The sequence below is a fragment of the Phytohabitans maris genome, from assembly GCF_031085175.1.
Classification (GTDB): Bacteria; Actinomycetota; Actinomycetes; order Mycobacteriales; family Micromonosporaceae; genus Phytohabitans; species Phytohabitans maris.
On record NZ_JAVHUY010000001.1, the window covers coordinates 1 to 24,770 of the forward strand.

The following is a 24,770-nucleotide window of genomic DNA, read 5'->3' on the forward strand; positions in this document are numbered from 1 at the left end:
GACTCTGCTGGCGAATTGGTGTTAGGCGGCGAGGTCGTATTGGAGTTGGGCGAAGCGGCTGTGGCGGGTTGGGTGGAGTGGGTGGCCGGTGATCCAGGCGTCGGCGCGGGCGATGTTGATGGCGGTGGCGGTGAGGAGGCTGTTTAGGTGGGTTTTGGGTTGTCCGGTGTAGCGGGTTCGGCGTAGTCGGTAGGCGCGGACGGCTTGGGAGATGGTGCCTTCGACGCCGGCGCGGGTGGCGTAGCGGCGCTGCCAGGTGGTGGTTTGTTGGTCGGTGCGGGCTTGGGTGAGGGCTTGTTGTTGTTCGCGGGGGGCGAGGCTGATGCTGCGCGCCCCTGAGGTGTTGCGGGTGCATTTGGGCCGGTCGGGGCAGGGCATGCAGTCGGTGCGGGAGAACAGCACGGTGGTCTTGCCGGGTTGGCTGGGGTGTTGTTTCCAGCTGATGCTGGTGGCGCCGGCTGGGCAGGTGGCCTGCTGCTGGTCCCAGTCGATGGTGAAGGTGGGCAGGGTGTGGCCGCCGTCGGTGTGGGCTTGCCAGGAGGCGTCGGGCAGGACCGGGCCGGTCAGGGTGATGCCGTGGTTACGGCGGGCGGTGATGAGTAGTTCGGCGTCGATGTAGCCGGCGTCGACCAGATGTTCGTCCGGGGTCAGGTCCCGGGCCGCCTGGGCTTGGTGGATCTGGTCGGTGACCTGCACGTCGCAGACGGTGGCGGCGGTGGTCAGCACGGCGGTGATCAGGTGCGGGTGGTCGTCGGTGCAGGTCTCGCAGAGGTGGACCTTGTAACCCTCCCAACCGTGCCCGCGTTTCATCCCGTACCGGGCGTCGGTGTCATACGCAGAGACGATCCTGTCGGCGGCGGGGGCTAACCCGTCCTCCTTCGGCTCACGCAGCCGCGCCCCGCGCTCGTCGCGGTAGAACTGCTGGATCCACACGGTCCGTAGGGTCTGCACGGCCGACAGTTCCGCCGCCCAGGCAGGCGCGTCCGGCCGGGACAACGCTCCGGCCAGCGTGTATCCATCCTCGGCGATGGTTTGTGTGAGGGTGACACGTTCGGTCTCGCTCTTGGGTAGCCGCCACTGGTCGATCCGGGGCCCGTACCGCTCATACCAATCGGTCGGCACCCAGCCCGCCAACCACGGCCCGGCCACCCCCGCGAGGGCCTCCAACGCCGCCCGCAGCGTCTCACCAACCAGTTCCAGGCGGTTCAACGACCGGACCGCGGCCAGCACATGCGTCGAGTCGCTGCGCTGACGACGGGCCCCGCCCAACATGCCCGCCTCGCGCAGGATGCCCAACACCCGATCGAAGATCAACCGTTCGGCGGCGTCCGCATCGACCAGCCGGGACCGGAACTCACTCAACACCGAGGCGTCGAACCCGGCATCGTCCAACTCCAGACCGAGCAGGTACTTCCAGTCGATCCGGCCCCGGACCATGTCAGCAGCCTGCCGATCGGTCAGGTTCTCCATGAACTGCAACACCGACACCAACGCCAGCCGCGCCGGCGACAGCCCGGGCCGACCCCGCACCGCGAACAACTCCCCAAACTCGCGATCATCAAAACGAACCCGCAGCTCATCACGCATCCGCAGGTACACATTCCCCCGCCGGAACGCAGCCCGAGCCAGCCGCGCGGTCTGCTCCGGAACCCCACGATCCTCACCAGGCCGCAGCGACACCACGCCACCATCCACAATCGACACCAGACCAAACCCGCATCCTGGACCAGCACCAAGATCAACACCCGCAGACACGCCACAAATTCGCCAGCAGAGTCCTCCAGGGGCAGTTGGATACCACGATCTCCGCCTGGGGCTGATCTCATCGCGTCGATCAAGGGATGGGCGGCACGGTGATCGCGCACCGCGCCTGGCGGGGGGTTGTAAAACGTGGAGGGTGAGGGAGGCCGGGGGAACGTATCCCAAGAAAACGCTCCGCGTTTCCCCGGGGCCCCGCGCAACGGTCTGGACCACCGCGGACGTCGCGGTAGCCCAAAGATCGCGCTTTCTAGGCGCCGTCGTCGACGGCCTGCTCGTCGGCCTCCTCGGCGCGGTTGCGCCACTGGGTGATCGCGATGCCGTGGCCGTCGGGGTCTTTGAAGGCGGCCGCCCAGAGCTCCAGCTTTGCGCCCTTGTTGACCGGGCGCGGGCCGTACGTGAACTTGACGCCCTTCGCCTTGAGCTCCTCGTGGGTGGCGGTGATGTCACCGACCTCGAGGTTGAGGTGGACGGTGCGGGGGCCGGCCGGGGAGAGGTCGGTGATGGCGCGGAGCACGAGGCGGGTGTCGCCGGAGGCGAGTACCGCGTTGCCGTCGCCGCCGTCGATCTCGTAGAAGCCGAGCATGTCGCGGTAGAACTCGATCGACCGGGCCAGGTCGGTGACCAGCACCGTCACGCCCACGCCGTGGATGGAGCCGCTCGGGCCGGGGTGGGCGCTGGGGTACGGCGTGAAGTCGTCGAACACGTCGTCTTCCGCCGGCGTGGGGTCCAGCGGCTCGGAGGACTCCGGGGCCGAGGCCGGGTCGGCGACCGCGGTGGCCGCCGCGCCGTTGCCGTTGCCCTTGTCCTGGTTGGAGCGGGCGCGCCGGGGGAGCGGGACCGAGCGCGCCTCGCCGCCGGAGGGCGGCTCCACGACGATGCCCTCCAGCACGATCGGCCCGCCGGGCGTCGGCTGGTGCACCACGACCGGTTCGTCGCGGATGCCGCCGCCCAGGTCGTCGGTGAGGTCGGCGGTGACCGGCTCGTCCGGGCCGCGGCGCGACCACGGCGGCTCGTCCTCCTCGAAGAGGATGTCGTCGGACTCGGGGAGGTAGTCCTGCTCGGGCTCCAGCCTCGCGGCGGCCTCGGTGTGGGTGAGCGCCTCGTCCCAGAGGATCCGCACGTGGCGCAGGTCGTCGACGGCCACCATGATCGGCAGGGTGACGCCGGGCAGGGGCCACTTGGCGACCGGTACCCGCGACTCCCGCACCTTGATCGACGCAGCGGGCAGGCCGGGGGCGTCGATGACGATCTGCAGCTCGCACCGGCCGTACGTGGACGAGGCGGGCGGCTCGGTGGCGGTCATCACATGCGCCGTGCCGGCCACCCACGCGCGGGCGCCGCCACGGATCGTGTTGACCAGCACCATGCTGATCGCCAGCACCAGCACCGCCAGGCCGACCGCCACGATCGCCCAGCTCTGCATGCCGGCGCCGAAGAGCATCACGAACACGGCGAACGTGCCCAGCACCGCGGCGACGAGCTTGCGGACCGGTGCGATCGGCCTCCGACGAGCGTCAGCCACAGTGGACCTCCCTCGGGGTTACCCGCCAGGCTAGGCCGGCCGGGCCACCGATGGGAAGCCCGATACCCTTGGGGCCGTACGTCCGTCCCTGGCACTGGAGGAAGCGTGTCCACGAGCACCCCGGCCGAGCGCACGTTGGTCCTGATCAAGCCGGACGCCCTCCGGCGAGGGCTGCTCGGCGAGATCCTCGGCCGGTTCGAGCGCAAGGGGCTGGCGATCGAGGCGCTGGTGCTGCGCGGCATGGACGCCGCGCTGGCCGACCAGCACTACGCCGAGCACGTCGACAAGGCGTTCTATCCGCCGCTGAAGGAGTTCATGACCGGGGGTCCGCTGGTGGCCGCGGTCCTCTCCGGCGACCAGGCGATCGAGGTGGTGCGCACGCTGGTCGGCGCCACCGACGGGCGCAAGGCCGCCGCCGGTACGATCCGCGGCGACCTCTCCCTCTCCAACCGGGAAAACCTGGTGCACGCCTCCGACTCGCCGGACAGCGCCAAGCGGGAGATCGCGCTCTGGTTCCCCGATCTGCCGTAACCCGCCGGTTGGGTTGCCGTCATGTCCGGCCGATAGGCAGGGCACATGGATCGACGGACACTGCTGCGCGGCGGGCTGGCGACCGGGGCCGGACTCGCCGCCGTACCCCTGCTCGGATCTCCTGCCGCGGCCACTCCACTCCGGCCGAGCGGCCGGCCGCTGCTCACCCACGGCGTGCAGAGCGGCGAGGCCACCGCGGACGCCGCGGTGGTGTGGACGCGCGCGGACCGCACGTCCCGGATGCTCGTCGAGGTCAGCCGCCGCCCCGACTTCCGCGGCGCCCGCGTCCTGCGCGGGCCGCTGCTCGGCCCGGACACCGATTTCACCGGCAAGCTGCGCCTGCGCGGCCTCCCCGCGGGGGAGCGGTTGCATTATCGGGTACGCGCGGAGAGCCTCGACCGCCACGGACTGCGGAGCGAGCCGCTGGTGGGGTCGCTGCGCACCGCGCCGCGCAAGGGCGGCGTGCGGTTCGTCTGGACCGGTGACATCGCCGGCCAGGGCTGGGGCATCGCGCCCGACCTCGGCGGGATGAAGATCTTCCGGGCGATGCGGGCGGCCCGGCCGGACTTCTTCCTGTGCAGTGGCGACACCGTGTACGCGGACGGCCCGCTGAGCGAGACCGTGACGCTGCCGGACGGGCGGGTCTGGCGCAACCTCGTCACGCCGGAGAAGGCGAAGGTGGCCGAGACGCTCGCCGAGTACCGGGGGCAGTTCGCGTACAACCTGCTGGACGGGCACCTGCGCGCGTTCGCCGCCGAGGTGCCCCAGGTGAACCAGTGGGACGACCACGAGGTGACCAACAACTGGTACCCGGGCGAGGTGCTGGACGACGCCCGCTACACCGAGCGGCGGGTGGACGTGCTGGCCGCCCGGGCCCGCCAGGCGTTCCACGAGTGGCTCCCGACCGGTGGCGGCCGGATCTACCGCAAGCTGTCGTACGGGCCGCGGCTGGACCTGTTCGTGCTGGACATGCGGACGTACAAGGACGTGAACGACGGCAACACGTACGCCGACCCGCGCCGCGGCCTGCTCGGCGACGAGCAGCGGGCCTGGCTGATCCGCGAGCTGAAGCACTCCCGGGCGACCTGGAAGGTGATCGCCGCCGACCTGCCGCTCGGCCTGGTGGTGCCGGACGGCGCGGCCGCGCAGGAGGGGGTCGCGCAGGGCGACGCCGGCGGGCCGAAGGGGCGCGAGATGGAGTTCGCACAGGTCCTGGGCGCGGCGCACCGGGCCGGTGTGAAGGGGATCGTGTTTCTGACGGCGGACGTGCACTACACGGCCGCCCACCACTACGACCCGGCGCGGGCCGCGGTGGCGGACTTCACCCCGTTCTGGGAGTTCGTGTCGGGTCCGGCGCACGCGGGCGCCTTCGGGCCGAACGCGCTGGACGGCACGTTCGGCCCGCGCGCCGTCTTCGTGCACGCGCCGCCGGCGGCGAACACGTCACCCGCCGAGGGCTTCCAGCACTTCGGCGAGGTCGCGATCGACGGCGAGACCGGCGCCTTCCGGGTGGACCTGCGGGACGCGGAGGGGGCCTCGCTGTTTAATGTGACGCTGACGCCGTAGGGCGTCGGGTACGCTTGACGGTCGTAAAGGCGTTGACCCGGCCATCACCGGTGAGCCTCCGGAAGAAAAGGCGTCAGCCCCAGTAGAACCGGACGGGTCCGGCCCGTCACAGCCGGCCAACGAGCGGGCGACCTCTCCCGGGAGGGCGCCAAGCGGGGTGGTACCGCGGGCCGTGTCCGGCTCGTCCTCGCAGTGTCGAGACTGTGAGCTGCGAGGAGACAGACGGTGTACCCCAAGACCGACCCGACGGCCGGCGTACCGGCGAGCCCCGACCTGCCCGCGGTCGAGCGTCGCGTGCTCGACCACTGGGCGGCGGACAAGACCTTCCAGGCGTCGGTGGACGCCCGTCCTGCCGCCTCCGGCGGCAATAAGGAGAACGGGGCCGGGCCTTCCGATTTCGGCGCGAGCGCCGACAGTGAATATGTCTTCTACGACGGCCCGCCCTTCGCCAACGGGCTGCCGCACTACGGGCACCTCTTCACCGGGTACGTGAAGGACGTCGTGCCGCGCTACCAGACGATGCTCGGCCGGCGGGTGGAGCGGCGCTTCGGCTGGGACACCCACGGCCTGCCCGCCGAGGTGGAAGCGGAGAAGCAGCTCGGCATCTCCACCAAGGCCGAGATCCTCGACCTCGGCGTGGCCCGCTTCAACGACGTGTGCCGCACGTCGGTGCTGACGTACACCCAGGACTGGGAGCGGTACGTCACCCGCCAGGCGCGCTGGGTCGACTTCGCCAACGACTACAAGACGCTCGACCTGGACTACATGGAAAGCGTCATGTGGGCGTTCAAGACCCTGCACGACAAGGGCCTGGTCTACGAGGGCTTCCGGGTGCTGGCGTACTGCTGGCGGTGCGAGACGCCGCTGTCCAACACGGAAACCCGGATGGACGACGTCTACCGCGACCGGCAGGACCCGTCGCTCACCGTGTGGTTCACATTGGACAGTGGGGAGAAGGTCGCGGTCTGGACGACCACGCCGTGGACGCTGCCGTCCAACCTGGCGCTTGCGGTGGGCCCCGACATCGAGTACGCGGTGCTCGCCGACGCGGCCGGGCAGCGGTACGTGATCGGCGCGGCGCGGCTCGCGGCGTACGAGAAGGAGCTGGGGCACCTCACCCAGGTCGGTGTGGTGCGCGGGGCCGAGCTGGTCGGGCGGCGGTACACACCGCTCTTCGACTTCCTCGCCGACACGCCGAACGCGTTTCAGGTGCTGGGCGCCGACTTCGTCTCGACCGAGGACGGCACCGGGGTCGTGCACATGGCGCCCGCGTTCGGCGAGGACGACCAGAACGCGTGCAACGCGGCCGGCATCCCGACCGTCGTCACCGTCGACGAGCACACCCGGTTCACCGCCCTGGTCCCGCCGTACCAGGGGGAGCAGGTCTTCGACACCAACAAGCCGATCTCGCGGGAGCTGCGCGAGCGGGGCGTCGTGGTGCGGCAGGAGACCTACACCCACTCGTACCCGCACTGCTGGCGCTGCGACACCCCACTGGTGTACAAGGCGGTGTCGTCCTGGTTCGTGGCGGTGACCCGGTTTCGCGACCGGATGGTCGAGCTCAACCAGCAGATCAACTGGACGCCGGCGCACGTCAAGGACGGCTCGTTCGGCAAGTGGCTGGCCGGCGCCCGGGACTGGTCGATCTCCCGCAACCGCTTCTGGGGCTCGCCGATCCCGGTGTGGAAGTCGGACGACCCGGCGTACCCGCGGGTCGACGTCTACGGTTCGCTCGCCGAGCTGGAGGCGGACTTCGGCGTCAAGGTGACCGACCTGCACCGGCCCGGCATCGACGACCTGGTGCGGCCGAACCCCGACGACCCGACCGGCAGGTCGGTGATGCGGCGGGTGCCGGAGGTGCTGGACTGCTGGTTCGAGTCCGGCTCGATGCCGTTCGCCCAGGTGCACTATCCATTTGAGAATCGCGAGTGGTTCGAGCACCACTACCCGGGCGACTTCATCGTCGAGTACATCGGGCAGACGCGGGGCTGGTTCTACACCATGCACGTGCTGGCGACCGCGCTGTTCGACCGGCCGGCGTTCCGCAACTGCCTGAGCCACGGCATCCTGCTCGGCGAAGACGGGCGGAAGATGTCCAAGAGCCTGCGCAACTACCCGGACGTGTACGGCGTCTTCAACTCGCACGGCTCCGACGCCATGCGCTGGATGCTGATGTCGTCGCCGGTGCTGCGCGGCGGGGACATGCCGGTGACCGAGAGCGCGATCCGGGACGCCGTACGGCAGGTGCTGCTTCCACTGTGGAACGTCTGGTACTTCTTCTCGCTGTACGCCAACGCCTCGTCGCACGATGCCGCGTGGCGGACGGACAGCGGGCACCTGCTCGACCGGTACGTGCTGGCGAAGACCGGCGAGCTCGTCTCCACGGTGCGGCGGCAGATGGACGAGTACGACATCTCCGGTGCCTGCGCGTCGGTGCGCTCCTATCTGGACGCGCTGACGAACTGGTACGTGCGGCGGTCGCGGGACCGGTTCTGGAGCGGCGACCGGGACGCGTTCGACACGCTGTACACGGTGCTGGAGACGCTCAGCCGGGTGGTGGCGCCGCTGGCACCGCTGACCGCCGAGGAGATCTGGCGCGGGCTCACCGGCGGCCGCTCGGTGCACCTGACCGACTGGCCGGACGAGGGGCGCTTCCCCGCCGACCACGAGCTGGTCGCCGCGATGGACGCCGTACGCGGGGTCACCTCGGCGGCGCTGTCCCTGCGCAAGGCGCGCGGCCTACGGGTACGGCTGCCGCTGGCCGAGCTGACCGTGGCGACGCCGGCCGCTGCCGAGCTGCGCCCCTTCGCCGACCTGGTCGCCGACGAGGTCAACGTCAAGTCGGTGGTCTTCACCGACGAGCTGTCCGCCTACTGCGAGCAGGTGCTGACCGTGGTACCCCGGGCGCTCGGCCCGCGGGTGGGCGGCGCGGTGCAGCAGGTGATCAAGGCGGTCAAGGCGGGCGAGTGGACGCTTGTCGACGGCCGCCCGGTCGCCGCCGGCGTGGCCCTGCGGGACGGCGAGTACGAGCTCAAGCTGGTCGCGGCCGATGCCCAACACTCCGCCCCCCTGCCCGGCGGCGAGGGCGTGGTCGTGCTCGACAGCACCGTCACGCCCGCGCTGGCGGCGGAGGGGCTGGCCCGCGACGTGGTCCGCGTCGTGCAGCAGGCCCGCCGTGACGCCCAGCTCGACGTGACCGACCGGGTGACCGTCACGCTCGGCGCCGCGCCCGATGTGGTGGCGGCGGTGCGGGCACACCGCGACTTCGTGGCCGCCGAGGTGCTCGCGACCGAGTTGGCGTTCGACCCGTCGGCGGCCGGCTTCGAGGGCGAGGTCGGCGACGGCGAGCGGGTGACGGTCGCGGTGGCCCGCGTCTGAGTGGTGCACTTCCGGTCCGCCCGCGCGGGCGGACCGGAAGACGTCGCGCTAGGGAGCGGTGTCGCCGCGGGCCTGCTCCTGGGTGACGATCTCGCGGAGGTCGGGGATGTGGGCGAGCTGCTTCAGGGCCCGGGTCATCCGCACATTGCCGTGCAGCCGCTCCCGGGTGCGGTGGAGGTAGGCCCAGTAGCCGCCGGTGAACGGGCAGGCGTTGGGCCCCACCCGCCGCTTGGGGTCGTAGCGGCAGCCGCCGCAGAAGTCGCTCGTGCGGTTGACGTGGGTGCCGCTCACCGCGAACGCCTCGGTGGTGACCGAGCCGAGCTCGGCGTGGCGGGCCATGCCGACCACGTTGCCGATCATCGCCCACTCCTGGCCGTCGACGAAGGCGCGCTGAAACCAGTCGACCATGTCGGTCGGGCGCCAGCCGCGCTGGACGGCGTAGTTGCCGAGCACGGCCTGCCGTACGGCGTGGTGGGCCCAGCCGCGGTCGCGCACCGCCGCGAGGGCGCTTTCGAGGCAGCGGGCGTGCACCGAGTCGGCGTCGAGCGTGGCGAACCACTCGGGGATCGAGCCGCGGCCCGGCGCGCGTGAGCCGGCGGGGTAGCCGGCGTCTAGGTACCAGTACAGGTGCCAGAGATAGTCGCGCCAGCCGATCACCTGTCGGGCGAACCGCTCCACGCTGGCGAGCGGCGCGTGCCCGGCCCGAAACTCCTCCTCGGCCTGGCGCACGGCCGGCAGCGGCTCGAGCAGCCCCAGGTTGAACGACGTGGACAGTCCACTGTGGCCGAGCCAGGGGTCGCCGGCGAGCATCTCGTCGGCGCGGCCGAAGTGCGGCAGCCGGTGCACGAGGAAGTGCTGCTGCCGGTCGAGCGCCTCGGCCCGGCTGGCCGGAAACTGGCGCGGGCCGTCGCGCCCGATGAACTCGATGCCCTCCGCGGTCCACCGGTCGAGGTCGTCGCGGACCTCGGCGTCGATGTCGTCTTCCACCGGCGTGGGCGGGGGTGGCAGCCGGGGCGGGCGCTGCCCGTCGGAGACCCGGACCTGCCAGCGGCCGCCGGCCGGCTCGCCGCCGTCCATGAGCACGCCGTGCGCCTGCCGCGCGTGGCGGTAGAAGTCGTCGAGCCGGGCCGCGCCGCGCCGGCCGTCGGCCCACGCGGCGAAGTCTTCCTGGCTGGTGACGAAGCCGCGCGCCGGGAGCACCGTCACCTTTTCCTGGGCGCGGACGAAGTCGCGGGCCCGCCGGGAGGTCGGGTGGCAGACCTCGACCACCTCGCCGTACTGCCGGAGGCCCTCGCGGTAGGTCTCGGTCTTGAGGTGCAGGGCGCGCTCGCCCAGCTCAGCGGCGCGGTGCCGGATCGCGGAGAGGATGAGGTGGGCCTTCTGCCGATGGAAGGCGCGGCGACGGAAGACCGCCTTTGACTCGATCAACAACACCGGCTGGTGCGCCCCGTCGAGGAAGTGCGGCCCCAGCTGGTCAGCGAAGAGCCATCGCCGCATGTCCAGATTCTGCCTCGGACTGCCTGGTTGTCGCCATCCAGTACCTCGAGTTATTTCCTTCTGTGCGCGATCCGCTACTATCCGCGACTGACGATGGTTCCGCGGAGCCGCTCCAGGAGGGCGGCACTGTCGTCGACCGAGCGGCGGGTGAAGACGCCGGTGGCCAGGCTCCCGTGGTCGGCCCACCCGCACACGGCCACCGCGGCCTGGCCGTCCTTGCCCACGCCGCAGCGCAGGTACTCGCCGCGGGTGCCGGTGTCGATCGACTCCACCTGCCGCAGCGCGTACCGGCTGGAGAGCCGGTTGATCTCCTTCTCCAGGTCGGACTCGGGCGAGAAGCGAAACCCGGTGGTGCCGAAGAGCGTCACCCGCTTGCCGGCGCCGTCCGAGTACACCCCGGCGAACGTGTCCTCGGCGAGCACGTGGCTGCCGCGCAGGTCGGTCTCCATCTGCGTTACCACGCGCCGGCTGGCCGCGTCGTCGCGCAGGCTCAGGTCGGAGACCTCGGCCGGCAGCGAGGCCGAGGCGGGGTACTGCTCCCACATCGGCTTGCCGAAGTAGGCCGGGCAGCCGCAGCAGCAGGCCAGCGTCAGGAAGAGGAACACCCACGGCCACTTGCGCCGGCGCCGCCGCACCGGGACCGGCACGTACCCCTGTGGTGGCCGCCAGCCCGGCGGCGGTGCCTGTGGCGGCGGTGGCGGCGGACCCTTGCGCGACTTCTGCTTCTTGGGCGGCTTGCGCACGTCGGGCAGTGCCTGCCGGGCCGGGAGGTTTGCGGGCGGCGGAGGTGGGGGAGGCGGCGCCGCGGCCGGCCGCCGGGCCGGGGGTGGCGGCAGGGCCGGTGGCGGCGGTGGTGGTGCGGGCGGGAGCGCCGGTGGCGGCGCGTGCGGCACATCCAGCAGGGTCTGCGGGTACGGCTGGTCGAGCGGGTCGGCGTCGGCCCAGGGGTCCACCGGCGCGCCACTCTCGTACGCCCGGCGCTCCTCGTCCGGCAGCTGCATGGTCGGATCCCGCGGCGGCGGCGAGGGGGCCAGCCCGGGGGCTTCGAGGTCGTGGACGGTGGCGAGCCAGCGCTTGCGCTTCTTCTCCGGGGGCGGCGGCACGGCCGCGGAGCCGGACCAGCGCGGCGGCTCCTTCTTCGTGGGCTTGAGGCCGCTCACGCCGTCGTCGTCGGCGGGCGGGGTCACGGCCGTCGGCTCGTCCTCCCGGGGCTCCGGTCGGGTGGGGTCGGGATCCGGTCCCGGCATCTTCCCGTGCACTCCCTCCACAGCGCCTCGTGACTCCTCCGAGGCTAGTACCGCCGCACCAGCCCAGCGTCCGGGCGAACCCGCCGCGTATTCTGGGCGATTGGACACCACCCTGGAGGTTTCGTGAGCGTCCCGTCCGTCTTTCCGCAGCTGGAGCAGTTGCTGCCGCGCATCAGCAAGCCGATCCAGTACGTCGGCGGCGAGCTGGGCGCGGTCGTCAAAGACTGGGACTCGGCGACCGTGCGGTGGGCGCTGATGTACCCGGACGCGTACGAGGTGGGCCTGCCCAACCAGGGCGTCCAGATCCTGTACGAGGTGCTCAACGAGCTGCCCGACGTGCTGGCCGAGCGGACGTACGCGGTCTGGCCCGACCTCGAGCGGCTGATGCGCGAGCACGGCGTGCCGCAGTTCACGGTCGACGCGCACCGGCCGGTGGGGGCGTTCGACCTGCTCGGCGTCTCGTTCGCGACCGAGCTCGGCTACACCAACCTGCTCACCGCGCTCGACCTGGCCGGCATCCCGCTGGAGGCGCGGGACCGCACGACGGACCACCCGGTGGTCGTGGCGGGCGGGCACGCGGCGTTCAACCCGGAGCCGATCGCCGACTTCGTCGACGCGGCGGTGCTCGGTGACGGCGAGGAAGCCGTCCTGGAGATCACCGGGATCGTCCGGGCGTGGAAGGCCGAGGGCTCCCCCGGCGGCCGCGACGAGCTGCTGCTGCGGCTGGCCCGCACCGAGAGCGTGTACGTGCCGCGCTTCTACGACGTCGACTACCTGCCCGACGGCCGGATCCAGCGGGTCGTGCCCAACCGCGCTGACGTGCCGTTCCGGGTGCACAAGCGCACGACCATGAACCTCGACGAGTGGCCGTACCCGAAGCGGCCGCTGGTCCCGCTCGCCGAGACCGTGCACGAGCGGTACGCGGTGGAGATCTTCCGGGGCTGCACGCGCGGCTGCCGCTTCTGCCAGGCCGGCATGATCACCCGGCCGGTGCGGGAGCGGTCGATCACGACGGTGGGGCAGATGGTCAAGGAGGGGCTGGAGTTCTCCGGCTTTTCCGAGGTGGGGCTCCTCTCGCTCTCCTCGGCCGACCACTCCGAGATCGGCGACATCTGCTCCGGCCTCGCCGACCAGTACCAGGGCACGAACGTCTCGCTCTCGCTCCCCTCGACCCGGGTCGACGCGTTCAACATCACGCTGGCCCAGGAGCTGTCCCGCAACGGGCGGCGCACCGGCCTGACGTTCGCGCCGGAGGGTGGCTCGGAGCGGATCCGCAAGGTGATCAACAAGATGGTGTCGGAGGAAGACCTCATCCGCACCGTCGTCACGGCGTACAGCAACGGCTGGCGCCAGGTGAAGCTCTACTTCATGTGCGGCCTGCCCACCGAGACCGACGAGGACGTGCTGCAGATCGCCCGCCTCGCGCACGAGGTCATCCGGGCCGGGCGGGCGGCCACCGGCTCCAAGGACATCCGCTGCACGGTGTCGATCGGCGGGTTCGTGCCCAAGCCGCACACGCCGTTCCAGTGGGCCTCGATGTGCTCGCCCGAGGTGATCGACGACCGGCTGCGCAAGCTCAAGGCCGAGATCAACTCGGACCGGTCGCTGGGCCGGGCGATCGGCTTCCGGTACCACGACGGTGAGCCATCGCTGATCGAAGGGCTGCTCTCCCGGGGTGACCGCCGGGTCGGCGCGGTGATCCGCCGGGTCTGGGAGGAGGGCGGCCGCTTCGACGGGTGGAGTGAGCACTTCTCGTACCAGCGGTGGGTCGACGCGGCCGCCGCTGTGCTGCCGGGGTTCGGCGTCGACCTCGACTGGTACACGACCCGCGAGCGGGACGAGACCGAGGTGCTGCCCTGGGACCACCTCGACTCCGGCCTCGACAAGGACTGGCTCTGGCAGGACTGGCAGGACTCGCTCTCCGAGTACGAGCAGGACGACTGCCGCTGGACCCCGTGCTTCGACTGCGGCGTGTGCCCCGCGATGGACACCGAGATCCAGATCGGCCCCACCGGCCGCAAGCTGCTGCCACTGACGCCGGTCACCTCCGCGCGCTGACCCACGAGCAGCGCTGACCCGACGGGAGCCACACGATCAGCAGGAAACCACAGCCGGAAGGGGGTCAGGCACCGGTCGTGCAGCGGATCCGGATCCGGTACGCCAAGCGGGGCCCGCTCCGGTTCACCTCGCACCGCGACTTCGCCCGCGCCTTCGAGCGGGCGGTACGCCGGGCCGGAGTGCCGATCGCCTTCTCGCAGGGCTTCACCCCACACCCCAAGATCTCGTACGCCTCGGCGGCGCCCACGGGCGTGGCCAGCGAGGCGGAGTACCTGGAGATCGGCCTCCAGGCGACCGCCGACCCGGTGGCCGTCCGCGCCTCGCTCGACGCGGCCCTCTCGCCCGGGCTGGACGTCGTGGAGGCGGTCGAGGCGCGGCCCGGTACGAGCCTGGCCGACCGGATCGACGCGTCCGCGTGGCGGATCGAGCTTCCCGGAGTGAAACCCGACACGCTGGGGCAGGCGGTGGCCGCGTTCACGGCCGCCGGGGAGGTGCTCGTGGAGCGCCTCACGAAGCAGGGCCGGCGTACGTTCGACACGCGCGGCGCAGTGGCCGCCATCTCTGTGATCTCGGAGTCTGCGGCACCTAGCGAGGTCACGGGCATACCGTGTGCGATACTCGACCTAGTCGTACGGCAGGTCACCCCGTCCGTACGGCCCGATGACGTTCTTGCCGGCCTCCGCGTGGTGGCCGACCTGGAGCCGCCGGTGCCCCCTCGGGCGACCCGGCTGGCGCAGGGCACGCTGACCGCGCAGGGGGCGATCGTCGATCCGTTGGAGGCGGATCGCGACGAGACACCCATCGGTGAACGCTAGCCGGTCTCCGGCCAGCGCTCAGCAGGCAGACTTCGGTGGCTCGCCCGGGCGGGCTGGCCGCCGGAAACACTTTGCGGCGACCCTGCGTGGCAGCGCTCACCCGCGCCCGGGGCCGCCAGAACTGGAGAACGCCCATGCTCGACAACGAGCCAGAGGGCGGTGACCGGACCGGTTCCGAGCCGGCCGGCGATACCGCCGAAAGCAGCACCACCCCGGTCAAGCGCACCCGGACCACCCGGCGCAAGGCGGCCGAGCCCGCCGAGCCGGGTGCCGAGGCGACCACAACGACCCGGCGCCGGCGTAAAGTCGTCCCGCCGGACGAATCGGGCGCAGCACCGGAAATCACTACGGAAGCCGCGCCGGTCGTGGAAGAGGCCGTTCCGGTCAAGGCGACACGTACCCGGCGTAAGAAGGCGACCGCTGCGGCCGAGCCGCTGGCCGAGCCGGTCACCGAGGCCGTGGTGACCGAGCCCGCGGCGGTCGAGGAGCCGGCCGAGACGCAGGGCGGGAGCCGGCGCCGCCGGGCCGCGCTGTCCGCCCCGACCGTGCTCTTCATGGCGCCCGAGGCCGAGGACGAGCCGCCCACCAAGACCACCCGCAAGGCACGCGCCGAGAAGGCCGCGGAACCGGCGGCCGCGCCCGAGGCCGCCCCGGCGGCGGCCGCCACCGAGGAGGCCACGGAGACCGCCGAGCCTTCGCGCCGGCGGCGCCGCGGACGGCGTACCGGCGAGGCGGCTGCCACCGAGGCGGAGGCCGAGGTCATCGCGGAGAGCACCGCCGCGGAGGCCGAGGAAGAGGACGAGGAAGACGAAGACGACGAGGAAGGCGCCGGCCGCCGCCGGCGGCGCCGGGGCCGTCGCGGCCGGGGTCGCGGGCGCGGCCCGGCCGACGACGAGGCCGACGAGGCGGAGGCCGAGGCCGAGGCGGCCGACGACGAGGAAGACGAGGACGGCGAGCCGCTGACCCGCCGGCGCCGCCGGCGCCGCCGCAAGGGCTCCAGCGACGTCGAGTCCGGCGCCGACGACGGCGTGCCGACGGTCGTCAAGATCCGCGAGCCGCGGCGCGGCTCGGACGAGGTGCAGGGCGTCTCCGGCTCGACCCGCCTGGAGGCCAAGCGCCAGCGCCGCCGCGACGGTCGCGAGCAGCGCCGCACCCGCCCGCCGATCCTGAGCGAGTCGGAGTTCCTGGCCCGCCGCGAGGCGGTCGACCGGGTGATGGTCGTGCGCCAGCGCGGCGACCGCACCCAGATCGGGGTGCTCGAAGACGGCGTGCTGGTCGAGCACTACGTGACCCGCGCCTCGGCCGGCACGATGGCCGGCAACGTCTACCTCGGCAAGGTGCAAAACGTCCTGCCCAGCATGGAGGCGGCCTTCGTCGACGTGGGGCGCGGGCGCAACGCCGTGCTGTACGCGGGCGAGGTCAACTGGGACGCCACCGGCCTGGAGGGGCGGGCCCGCTCGATCGAGCAGGCCCTCAAGTCTGGCGACTCGGTGCTCGTGCAGGTCACAAAGGACCCGATCGGCCACAAGGGCGCGCGGCTGACCAGCCACATCGCCCTCTCCGGGCGGCACCTGGTGTACGTGCCGCACGGCAACGCCTCGGGCATCAGCCGCAAGCTCCCCGACAACGAGCGCAAGCGCCTGCGCGACGTGCTGAAGAAGCTCGTGCCGGACGGCGCCGGCGTGATCGTGCGTACCGCCGCCGAGGGGGCCAGCGAAGACGAGCTCGCCCGCGACGTGAAGCGGCTGCAGGCGCAGTGGGAGGACATCCAGGCGCGGGCCGCCGACGGTGGCGCCCCGGCGCTGCTCTACGAGGAGCCCGACCTGGTCATCCGGGTCGTCCGTGACCTGTTCAACGAAGACTTCCGCGAGCTCGTGGTGCAGGGCGACGGCGCGTACGACATGGTCGAGTCGTACCTGCAGCACGTCTCGCCCGACCTCGTGGCCCGGCTGCGGCGGCACACCGGCGCGGTCGACGTCTTCGCCGAGAAGCGGATCGACGAGCAGATCCTCAAGGGGCTCGACCGCAAGGTCTTCCTCCCCTCCGGCGGCCACCTGGTCATCGACCGCACCGAGGCGATGACGGTCATCGACGTCAACACCGGTAAGTACACCGGTGCGGGCGGCAACCTGGAGGAGACCGTCACCCGCAACAACCTCGAGGCGGCCGAGGAGATCGTGCGCCAGCTACGGCTGCGCGACCTGGGCGGCATCGTCGTGATCGACTTCATCGACATGGTGCTGGAGTCCAACCGCGAACTCGTGCTGCGCCGCCTCACCGAGTGCCTCGGGCGCGACCGCACCAAGCACCAGGTCACCGAGATCACCTCGCTCGGCCTGGTGCAGATGACCCGCAAGCGGATCGGTGCGGGGCTGCTGGAGGCGTTCAGCGAGACCTGCGAGGTCTGCAAGGGGCGCGGCCTGATCATCCACACCGAACCGGTGCCGGCCCGCGGGTCCGGCTCGGGTTCCGGCGCGGGTGACAAGGTCAAGGCCGTCGCCGCGGCCTCGGCGTCGAACGGGTCGTCCGGCACGGTCACCAGCGGCCGCCGCCGGGGTCGCAAGGCCGCCAGCGAAGCGCCGGCCGTCGCCGAGCCGGCGGCGCCGGCCTACGACGAAGACGACACCATGGGGTACGACCTGTCGCGTTACGAGAACGCGATGGAGGACGACCCGGTCGTGACCGACGCCGTGGAGCCGATGCGCCTGGCCGGCCCCGACGACCCGGACGGGCTCGACGAGGACGACGACGCCGAGGAGGCGGCCGCCGGTTCGGGTGGCCGGCGGCGGACCCGGCGCGGTGGTGCTCGGCGGCGCACCCGCCCGTAGGCTCTGCCCCATGAGCCGATCCCCTCTGCTGGCGGTCGTGGTCGCACTCGTGCTCGCGGGGGCGGGATGTTCGGCGGATCGTCCGGACGCCTCGCCCTCCGCGTCGGCCCCGGTGGCGCCCGACCCGACGTCAGCGGCGCCGGGCGGCGGCTCGCCGGGCGGCGCCTCGCCGGGTGGTGCCTCGCCGGGTGGTGCCTCGCCGGGTGTGACCGAGACCGGGCCGGCGGCGGGCAACGCCAAGCAGGTCTGCGCCGACGCGATGGCCGCCGGCGGCAAGGGGGTCACGACGTTCCTGGCCGAGCTGGGCAACATGCTCAACGCGGCTGGGAAGGGCGACGGCAAAGCCGAGTACGAGGCCCGGCAGAAGGCCGAGGCGGCGCTCGCCACCTGGTCCAACGCGATGAAGGAGCAGGCGGCCAAGGCCACCGACGGGCGGCTGCGCACGCTCCTGAACGAGATCGGCGTCGAGGTCGGCACGATGCGCGCCGACATCGACAGCGTGGACAGTGCCAAGCTGGACCAGCTCCAGCAACGCCTCGACACGTTGTGCTCCGAGTAGCGGCCCGCTGCCGATTTGGTGGCGCGCCGGGCGGTGGCGTATTCTTGCCTGTGGCGCACGTTCGGTGCGTCCGGATCTTTGTGCCTTCAAAGCTCTGTGTGCCCGTGATTCATCCGTTTAGCGACAGGGAGTCCGCGTCCGATGTACGCGATCGTCAAGACCGGCGGCAAGCAGTACAAGGTCGCCGAGGGCGACGTGATCGAGGTCGAGAAGCTCGTCGGCGAGCCCGGCGATGCGGTGACGCTCCCCGCGGTGCTCCTCGTCGACGGTGACGACCTGGTCACCGATGCGGCCACGCTGGCGAAGGTCTCGGTCTCCGCCGAGATCGCCGCCCACACCAAGGGCCCCAAGATCCGGATCCACAAGTTCAAGAACAAGACCGGTTACCACAAGCGCCAGGGCCACCGCCAGCCGCTGACCCAGGTCAAGGTGACCGGCATCTCGAGCGGGAAGTAAGGACGAGGCGAAATGGCTCACAAAAAGGGTGCTTCCAGCTCGCGCAACGGTCGCGACTCGCAGGCTAAGCGCCTCGGCGTGAAGCGGTTCGGTGGTCAGGTCGTCAGCGCGGGCGAGATCCTGATCCGCCAGCGCGGCACCAAGTTCCACCCCGGTGACCTGGTCGGCCGCGGCGGCGACGACACGCTCTTCGCGCTGGCGCCGGGCGCGGTCCAGTTCGGCACCAAGCGCGGGCGCAAGACCGTCAGCGTCGTGCCGGTGCAGCAGTAGCATCTCGGCTTTCCGAGCGGGCCGCGGACCTTCGGGTCCCGGCCCGTTTCGCTTGTATCGGTCGCCGGCCTTGATCGGTTCGTTCCGTCGCCGGCGCGTCCGGCGGCCCCTTTGACCGGTTCGGGCTCCGCCGGCCGCATGGCCGGCGGCCTTGATTGGTTCGGTTTTGCTGCCGGCGTGCCGGGCGGTGTTGATTGGTTCCTCGCCGGGCGTGTCCGGCGGGCTTGATGGTTCCTCGTCGGCGTGTCCGGCGGGGTTGATGGGTTTCCTCGCCGGGCGTGCCTGGCGGTGTTGATTGGTTCGGTTTCGCTGCCGGCGTGGCCGGCGGTGTTGATTGGTTTCCCCGCCGGGCGTGCCCGGCGGCCCTTTGATTGAGAGGATCGGGACGTGGCGACCTTTGTCGACCGGGTCGTGCTGCACCTTCAGGCGGGTGACGGCGGGCACGGGTGCGTCTCCATCCACCGGGAGAAGTTCAAGCCGTTCGGCGGCCCCGACGGTGGCAACGGTGGGCACGGCGGCAGCGTGTCGCTGACCGTCGACCCGCAGGTGCACACGCTGCTCGACTTCCACTTCCGGCCGCACGTCAAGGCGGAGAACGGCAAGGGTGGCCAGGGCTCCAACCGCGACGGCGCCAACGGTGCCGACCTGGTGCTGAAGGTGCCGGACGGCACGGTCGTGCAGACCACCGGCGGTGAGACGATCGCCGACCTGGTGGGCGCCGGCACCACGATCGAGATCGCGCGGGGCGGCCGGGGCGGCCGGGGCAACGCGGCGCTCGCCAGCTCCCGCCGCAAGGCGCCCGGCTTTGCCGAGCTGGGCGAGCCCGGCGACCGGCTCGACGTCGTGCTGGAGCTGAAGAGCGTTGCCGACGTGGGGCTGGTCGGCTTCCCGTCGGCCGGCAAGTCGTCGCTGATCTCCGTACTCTCCGCGGCCAAACCGAAGATCGCCGACTACCCGTTCACCACGCTGGTGCCCAACCTCGGCGTCGTACGGGTGGACGACAACACGTTCACCATCGCCGACGTGCCGGGGCTGATCCCGGGTGCGGCGACCGGCAAGGGGCTCGGGCTGGAGTTCCTGCGCCACATCGAGCGGTGCGCCGTACTCGTGCACGTGGTCGACGCCGCGACGCTGGAGCCGGGGCGCGACCCGCTCAGCGACATCGACGCGATCGAGGCGGAGCTTGCCGAGTACGGCGGGCTCGCCGACCGCCCCCGCCTCGTCGTGCTCAACAAGGTCGACGTCCCGGACGCCCGCGACCTGGCCGAGATCACCCGCCCCGACATCGAGGCGCGCGGGCTGCCGGTCTTCGAGGTGAGCACCGCGACCCGCGAGGGGCTCAAGGAGCTGACCTACGCGCTGGTCGAACACGTACGGCAGGCCCGCGAGCAGGCGCCCGCCCCCGAGCCGACGCGCATCGTGATCCGCCCGCCGGCGGTGGACGACGCCGGGTTCACGGTCACCGCGGAGGACGGGGCGTACGTGGTACGCGGCCCCCGGCCCGAGCGGTGGGTGCGGCAGACCAACTTCGACAACGACGAGGCGGTGGGCTTCCTCGCCGACCGGCTGGAACGGCTCGGCGTCGAAGAAGCGCTGGCCAAGGCGGGCGCCGAGCCGGGCGACCTGGTGCGGATCGGCGCCCGGGAGTTCGACTGGCACCCGACCGCGGGGGCGTACGCGGCCGGCCCGCGAGGCACCGACGCCCGGCTCGAGGAGCCCTCGGGGCGGGCCACCGCGGCCGAGCGCCTGGCCGCGCACCGAGCCCGCCAGCCGGAGCGCGACCCGAGGAGCGGCGCGGTCGTTTCGCCCGGCTCCGTGACCGGGAACGACGTTCTGGAGCCGGACTCCACGGACGAATAGTGTCCGTATTCGGGCCACATGCACGAAACCTGGCGGAAATCGCGTCCGGCTACTTTGGACCGGTGTTGATCGAAGCCCGCCCTGTCAACGACGCCGAGCTGGGCATGTTGATAACGGCGTTGCAGCGGGAGCTCCGCGAAGCCGGCGGCGGGCTGGACGTCAACTTCGAAGAGCACGCCCAGCACCTGGTGGGCGTGGTCGACGGGCGCGCCGTCGCCTGCGGCGCACTCCAGGCACTCGATCCGCAGGTCGGCGCCATCAAGCGCATGTACGTGCGCCCGGCCTTTCGCGGCCGGGGCATCGCACGCCAGATACTGGCCGCGCTGGAGGAGATGGCCCTCGACGCCGGCCACGTGGTGCTGCGGCTGGAGGCCGGTGTTTACCTTCCGGCCGCCTTGGCGCTGCTCCGCTCCGCCGGTTACGGCAGGACCCCGGCGCATGGCTTCGAAAAGCGCATCCTCGTCGCCGCCTGAGCTGGGTTCGCCTGCCTGAGCGTCCGCGCTGGTCCGGATCCGATGTCACTCACCGTGGTTTGAGGTCGGGCCTGCCGTGGGCTACCTCTGTGAGCAAGGAGGATCCGTGCCCGCCGAGGACGCGGCCGTTGCTGGTGGTCGGGGTGGTCTCGGTGAGCGTGCACGTGGGATGTCTTGTCCGCCGGTGACAGTGTCCTTGGCTGTCGGGCCGCGTGCGCCTTTCCTTTGATCGAGGCGGGGAAGGTGGGATGGCTACCCCGCCGGTCAAATCGCTCGTCCTTGATCGTTTATCGCCGGGGTGGCTCCGGTCATCGGCCTCGGGTGGACGGTGGGGTCGGGTGGACAAGCCTGTGAACGCGGACGGCTCAGCCCTATGGTGAGTGGCATTGGGTCCAGACCCGTTGCCCCCGCGGTCTCACCCCTCCGCGGTTGGCCCGCCCCGTAGGCGGCGCCTGCTCTCGTAGGTTGTGAATCTAGAACGCTTAGGGCGGATATAGAGCCCTAAACGTTCTAGATCGGCTTCGGATCTGCTCCCGCCGGAGGCAAGTGGAGCGGTGACCGCGACCAGACGCGGAGGGTGAGGCCGCGAGAGCAACAGTCCGGACCTAATGCGCTCGCACAGGGTAGGTTCCCCGACAGTGCCCACTGCCACGGGCCGGCCGGGCGCTTCGCTGTCCGCGCGGGCCCGGGTGTGAACCGCGGAGGGGTAGCTGCGGGAGCAACGGGGTCGCCAAGCTGTCCGTGGCGAATCGCTGCCCCAGGCGGGGCGGTTTTTCGCACGGACGTACCGCAACCCCACCAGCCCCGCGTCGACCAAGGAAAGGGCCCACTCCGAGACGGCGCCGACCGCCGAGAACGCCCGCATTCTCGGGCAGGCGCGGTAGCCCACCCCAAGATCACGGGCAGCGGCGAGGGCGCCGCACCCCCGACGCCGAGGGGTCTACCCGCGTCTTTCCCGGCGGTTTACGCGGAAAGCGGGCGGACGATCACCGCAACCCGGTGCGGCCGAACCCGACTCAAGGCGGTGGTCGCCTAGTGCGCTGGCCACTAACCTTTGCCGGCTTCGCCGGCCCGGGTGACCAGCGGCCGAAGGCCGCCGGTCACCCGGTGAACGTCAGTGGCCACCGCACTAGCTGCCGACCGCGGCGGGTGCGGTGTCGCGTTCGCGTTCGGGTGTGCGGGTGCGGCCGCGGATGAAGAGGCAGGAGAGGGCCGCCGCGGCGAGGACTGCCAGCGGGAGGATCAGCGTCAGGCGCATCGCGTGGGTGAAGCCCTCCCGGAACGCCCTCTCCGCCGCCCCCGCGATCACCTGCCTCACCTGCTCCGGCAGGCCGGGCGGCAGCGGCACCCCGGTCTGTCCCGCGCCCACGTGCAGGCTGCCGGTGCTCGCCTCGCTGAACCCGCTCACGAACTGCCCCCGGTACTGCTCGGGCAGCGCGCCGGCCTCGTCCTGCGCGGCCCGCGGCAGCTCGGTCGCCAGCCGGGCTTGCAGCAGCGCGCCGACCGCGGCCGAGCCGATCACGCCGCCGAGCTGGCGGCTTGTGTTGATCAGGCCGGAGGCGGCACCGGCCATGCGGGGCGCGATGTCGCGCATCGCGATCGTCTGCAGCGGCGCGAACGTCATGCCCAGGCCGGTGCCGGCGACCAGCAGGCCGGGGAGGAGGGTCCACTGGCCGGCGTCCGCGCGGGCCAGCCACACCACCAGCGCCATGCCGCCGGACCAGAGCGTGAGCCCGGTGAACAGGATCCACTTCCCGCCCATCCGGTCGGCGGCCCGTCCGGCGAACGGGGCGATGACCATGGAGAGCAGCGACATCGGGGCGACCGCGACACCGGCCTGCAGCGCGCTCAGCCCGATCACCGACTGCAGGTAGATGACCAGGGGCAGGAAGAGCCCGAGCATGCCGAACGCGATCGCGCCGACCACCCAGTTCATCAGCGAGAAGTTGCGGTCCGAGAAGATCGAGAACGGGACGAGCGGCTCCTTGGCGCGGGTCGCGTACTGGTGCAGGAAGAAGATCACCATCACCAGGACGCCGGCCCCGATCAGCTCCGGGATCGTGATCGGGCCCCACACGTCGCCCCAGTGGTGTGACTCACCCTCGATCAGCCCGTACGTGATGAGGAAGAGGCCGACCGTGGCGAGCAGCGTGCCGACCCAGTCCAGCCGGTGGCGGCGGTTGAGCTTCAGCTTGGGCATCACGACCGCGGCGAGGGCGACGGTGACCACGCCGACCGGTACGTTGACGAAGAAGATCCACTCCCAGCCCCAGTCGGTGACCAGGTAGCCGCCGAGCGTGGGCCCGGTGACCGTGGCCACGCCGGCAACGGCGCCCCAGATGCCGAACGCGGCGCCGCGCTTTTCCGGCGGGAAGATCACCGTGATCACCGAGAGTGTCTGCGGGGTGAGCAGCGCACCGCCCACGCCCTGGACGACCCGGGCGACCACGAGCTGGCCCGGGCTGGTGGCGAACCCGCAGGCGGCCGAGGCGAGCGTGAACACCACCAGGCCGATGATGAACAGCTGCTTGGGGCCGTACAGGTCACCGAGGCGGCCGGCGGTGATCAGGAGGACGGCGTAGACCAGCACGTATGAGTTGACGATCCACAGGATCTGGTCCAGTGACGCGTCGAGATCAGTGCTCATGTCCGGGATCGCGATATTGACGATCGTGGTGTCAAGCAAGATCATGAAGAAGCCGAGGCAGAGCGTCGCCAGCACCAGCCATGGGCTGTGCTCCTTACGGGCCGGTGTGCTCATGGGTTCCATGATTTCCCCCAGGTGGCGTCGGTGTCACATGATCAGGCCCAGTGCCCTCCGAGCCCGGTGCACGGTTTCGGCGGTTACGTCCCGAGCCTGCTCGGCGCCGTCGGCGAGCACCCTCCGCACGTACCCGGGATCGCGGGAAAGCTCGGCGAAGCGGACCTGGATGGGCCGGACGGTCGTGACCACCGCCTCGGCCACGGCCCGTTTGAGCGCGCCGTACGAGGTGAAGCCGGACGCGAGGGCGGCGGGTGACCCGCCCGCGCAGCCGGCGAGGATCTCCAGCAGGTTTGCCACCCCCGGCCTGGTCTCGGGCTCGTAACTGACCGTGTCACCCGAATCGGTGACCGCTCGCATCACCTTTCGCTCGATCGCCTCCGGCGGGTCGAGCAGGAAGATCGTGCCCGGCGCGCCGCTGGTCTTGCTCATCTTCGCGGTCGGGTCCGACAGATCCATGACCCGCGCGGCGACCTCGGGCTTCACCGCGCGCGGCACCACGAACGTCTGTCCATAGTGGGTGTTGAACCGGGTGGCCACGTCGCGCGCCAGCTCCACGTGCTGCCGCTGGTCCTCGCCGACCGGCACCTCGGCCGTGCCGTGCAGCAGGATGTCGGCGGCCATCAGCACCGGGTAGGTGAGCAGGCTCAGCCGGGCACCCCGCCTCGACGACCGCTCCTTGAACTGGATCATGCGGTGTGCCTCGCCGTACCGGGTCGCGCACTCCAGCAGGTAGTGCAGCTCGGCGTGCTCGGGCACCTGGGACTGCGCGTAGAAGAGGCTCCGGTCCGGGTCGACGCCGGCGGCGAGCAGCAGCTGCGCCACCTCAAGGGTGAGCTGGCGCAGCCCGGCCGGGTCGTGGGCCACGGTCATCGCATGCAGGTCGGCTACGAAGGTCACCGGCCGCGTCCGCCGCTGCGCGGCGACGACCGGCCGGATCGCGCCGAGCAGGTTGCCGAGCTGGAGGTGGCCGGTGGGCTTGAAACCGGTGAGGGTCGCGGTGGTCGTCATTTCAGGCTCCTTTTCTGGTACGGGAGCCGCCCTGCTCCGGGCACGCGAAACGGCCGCCCGGAGGGGGCGGCCGTCGTGTGTCTGGGTCTGCGCGAACGTGGGTGGGCCGCCCGTCAGGCGGTCCACCAGCCGAGGTGCCGGAGCGTAGTGCGCATGTGGTCCACGGTAGCAGGGGGC

At 71.5% G+C, this 24,770-nt stretch carries 17 protein-coding genes; 11 read left to right on the forward strand and 6 right to left on the reverse strand.

Annotation, left to right across the window (positions count from 1 at the left end):
* Window positions 1–21: 21 nt before the first annotated feature.
* Together RB614_RS00005 and RB614_RS00010 are read right to left on the reverse strand one after the other, a co-directional pair.
* The gene (locus RB614_RS00005; protein ID WP_308710178.1) at window positions 22–1,704 is read right to left on the reverse strand and encodes an IS1182 family transposase; all 1,683 of its coding nucleotides are present in this window, start codon (window positions 1,702–1,704) and stop codon (window positions 22–24) included.
* Window positions 1,705–2,008: 304 nt separating this feature from the next.
* Complete coding sequence (locus tag RB614_RS00010) at window positions 2,009–3,283, reverse strand: VOC family protein (protein ID WP_308710179.1); 1,275 nt, start codon at window positions 3,281–3,283, stop codon at window positions 2,009–2,011.
* A 105-nt stretch (window positions 3,284–3,388) separates the two neighbouring features.
* On the opposite strand from RB614_RS00010, the gene ndk reads away from it, so the two are divergent.
* The 3 genes from ndk (at window position 3,389) to ileS (ending at window position 8,758) form a co-directional block, all read left to right on the forward strand.
* A complete protein-coding gene (gene ndk, locus RB614_RS00015; protein WP_308710180.1) occupies window positions 3,389–3,814 on the forward strand; it encodes a nucleoside-diphosphate kinase in 426 nt (141 codons plus the stop codon).
* Between the two features lie 45 nt (window positions 3,815–3,859).
* On the forward strand, window positions 3,860–5,380 hold the full coding sequence (locus tag RB614_RS00020) for an alkaline phosphatase D family protein (RefSeq protein ID WP_308710181.1): 1,521 nt from the start codon (window positions 3,860–3,862) through the stop codon (window positions 5,378–5,380).
* Window positions 5,381–5,605: 225 nt separating this feature from the next.
* Window positions 5,606–8,758: an isoleucine--tRNA ligase gene (gene ileS, locus RB614_RS00025; RefSeq protein ID WP_308710182.1), complete on the forward strand. Its 3,153-nt coding sequence runs from the start codon at window positions 5,606–5,608 to the stop codon at window positions 8,756–8,758.
* Window positions 8,759–8,806: 48 nt separating this feature from the next.
* Here the strand turns inward: ileS and RB614_RS00030 are convergent, their stop codons facing one another.
* A complete protein-coding gene (locus tag RB614_RS00030) occupies window positions 8,807–10,255 on the reverse strand; it encodes a cryptochrome/photolyase family protein (RefSeq protein ID WP_308710183.1) in 1,449 nt (482 codons plus the stop codon).
* A 77-nt stretch (window positions 10,256–10,332) separates the two neighbouring features.
* Window positions 10,333–11,502 carry a hypothetical protein gene (locus tag RB614_RS00035; protein ID WP_308710184.1) on the reverse strand — a complete coding sequence of 390 codons (1,170 nt, stop codon included), beginning with the start codon at window positions 11,500–11,502 and terminating at the stop codon, window positions 10,333–10,335.
* A 123-nt stretch (window positions 11,503–11,625) separates the two neighbouring features.
* On the opposite strand from RB614_RS00035, the gene RB614_RS00040 reads away from it, so the two are divergent.
* The 8 genes from RB614_RS00040 to RB614_RS00075 all read left to right on the forward strand — a co-directional run bounded on the left by RB614_RS00040 (window position 11,626) and on the right by RB614_RS00075 (window position 20,821).
* Complete coding sequence (locus RB614_RS00040) at window positions 11,626–13,560, forward strand: TIGR03960 family B12-binding radical SAM protein (protein WP_308710185.1); 1,935 nt, start codon at window positions 11,626–11,628, stop codon at window positions 13,558–13,560.
* 77 nt (window positions 13,561–13,637) lie between these two features.
* Window positions 13,638–14,375: a TIGR03936 family radical SAM-associated protein gene (locus RB614_RS00045; RefSeq protein ID WP_308710186.1), complete on the forward strand. Its 738-nt coding sequence runs from the start codon at window positions 13,638–13,640 to the stop codon at window positions 14,373–14,375.
* A 134-nt stretch (window positions 14,376–14,509) separates the two neighbouring features.
* Window positions 14,510–17,203, forward strand: a complete 2,694-nt coding sequence (locus RB614_RS00050; RefSeq protein WP_308710187.1) for an Rne/Rng family ribonuclease — start codon at window positions 14,510–14,512, stop codon at window positions 17,201–17,203.
* Between the two features lie 10 nt (window positions 17,204–17,213).
* A complete protein-coding gene (locus RB614_RS00055; protein WP_308710188.1) occupies window positions 17,214–17,762 on the forward strand; it encodes a hypothetical protein in 549 nt (182 codons plus the stop codon).
* 141 nt (window positions 17,763–17,903) lie between these two features.
* Window positions 17,904–18,218, forward strand: a complete 315-nt coding sequence (gene rplU, locus RB614_RS00060; RefSeq protein ID WP_308710189.1) for a 50S ribosomal protein L21 — start codon at window positions 17,904–17,906, stop codon at window positions 18,216–18,218.
* 12 nt (window positions 18,219–18,230) lie between these two features.
* Window positions 18,231–18,488 (forward strand): 50S ribosomal protein L27, encoded by a 258-nt coding sequence (gene rpmA / locus RB614_RS00065; RefSeq protein ID WP_308710190.1) that lies wholly within the window; start codon window positions 18,231–18,233, stop codon window positions 18,486–18,488.
* Window positions 18,489–18,875: 387 nt separating this feature from the next.
* Complete coding sequence (gene obgE, locus RB614_RS00070; RefSeq protein WP_308710191.1) at window positions 18,876–20,348, forward strand: GTPase ObgE; 1,473 nt, start codon at window positions 18,876–18,878, stop codon at window positions 20,346–20,348.
* 62 nt (window positions 20,349–20,410) lie between these two features.
* Window positions 20,411–20,821: a GNAT family N-acetyltransferase gene (locus RB614_RS00075; RefSeq protein ID WP_308710192.1), complete on the forward strand. Its 411-nt coding sequence runs from the start codon at window positions 20,411–20,413 to the stop codon at window positions 20,819–20,821.
* A 1,129-nt stretch (window positions 20,822–21,950) separates the two neighbouring features.
* Here the strand turns inward: RB614_RS00075 and RB614_RS00080 are convergent.
* Complete coding sequence (locus RB614_RS00080; protein WP_308710193.1) at window positions 21,951–23,582, reverse strand: MFS transporter; 1,632 nt, start codon at window positions 23,580–23,582, stop codon at window positions 21,951–21,953.
* A 33-nt stretch (window positions 23,583–23,615) separates the two neighbouring features.
* The gene (gene trpS, locus RB614_RS00085; protein WP_308710194.1) at window positions 23,616–24,593 is read right to left on the reverse strand and encodes a tryptophan--tRNA ligase; all 978 of its coding nucleotides are present in this window, start codon (window positions 24,591–24,593) and stop codon (window positions 23,616–23,618) included.
* Window positions 24,594–24,770: the final 177 nt, after the last annotated feature.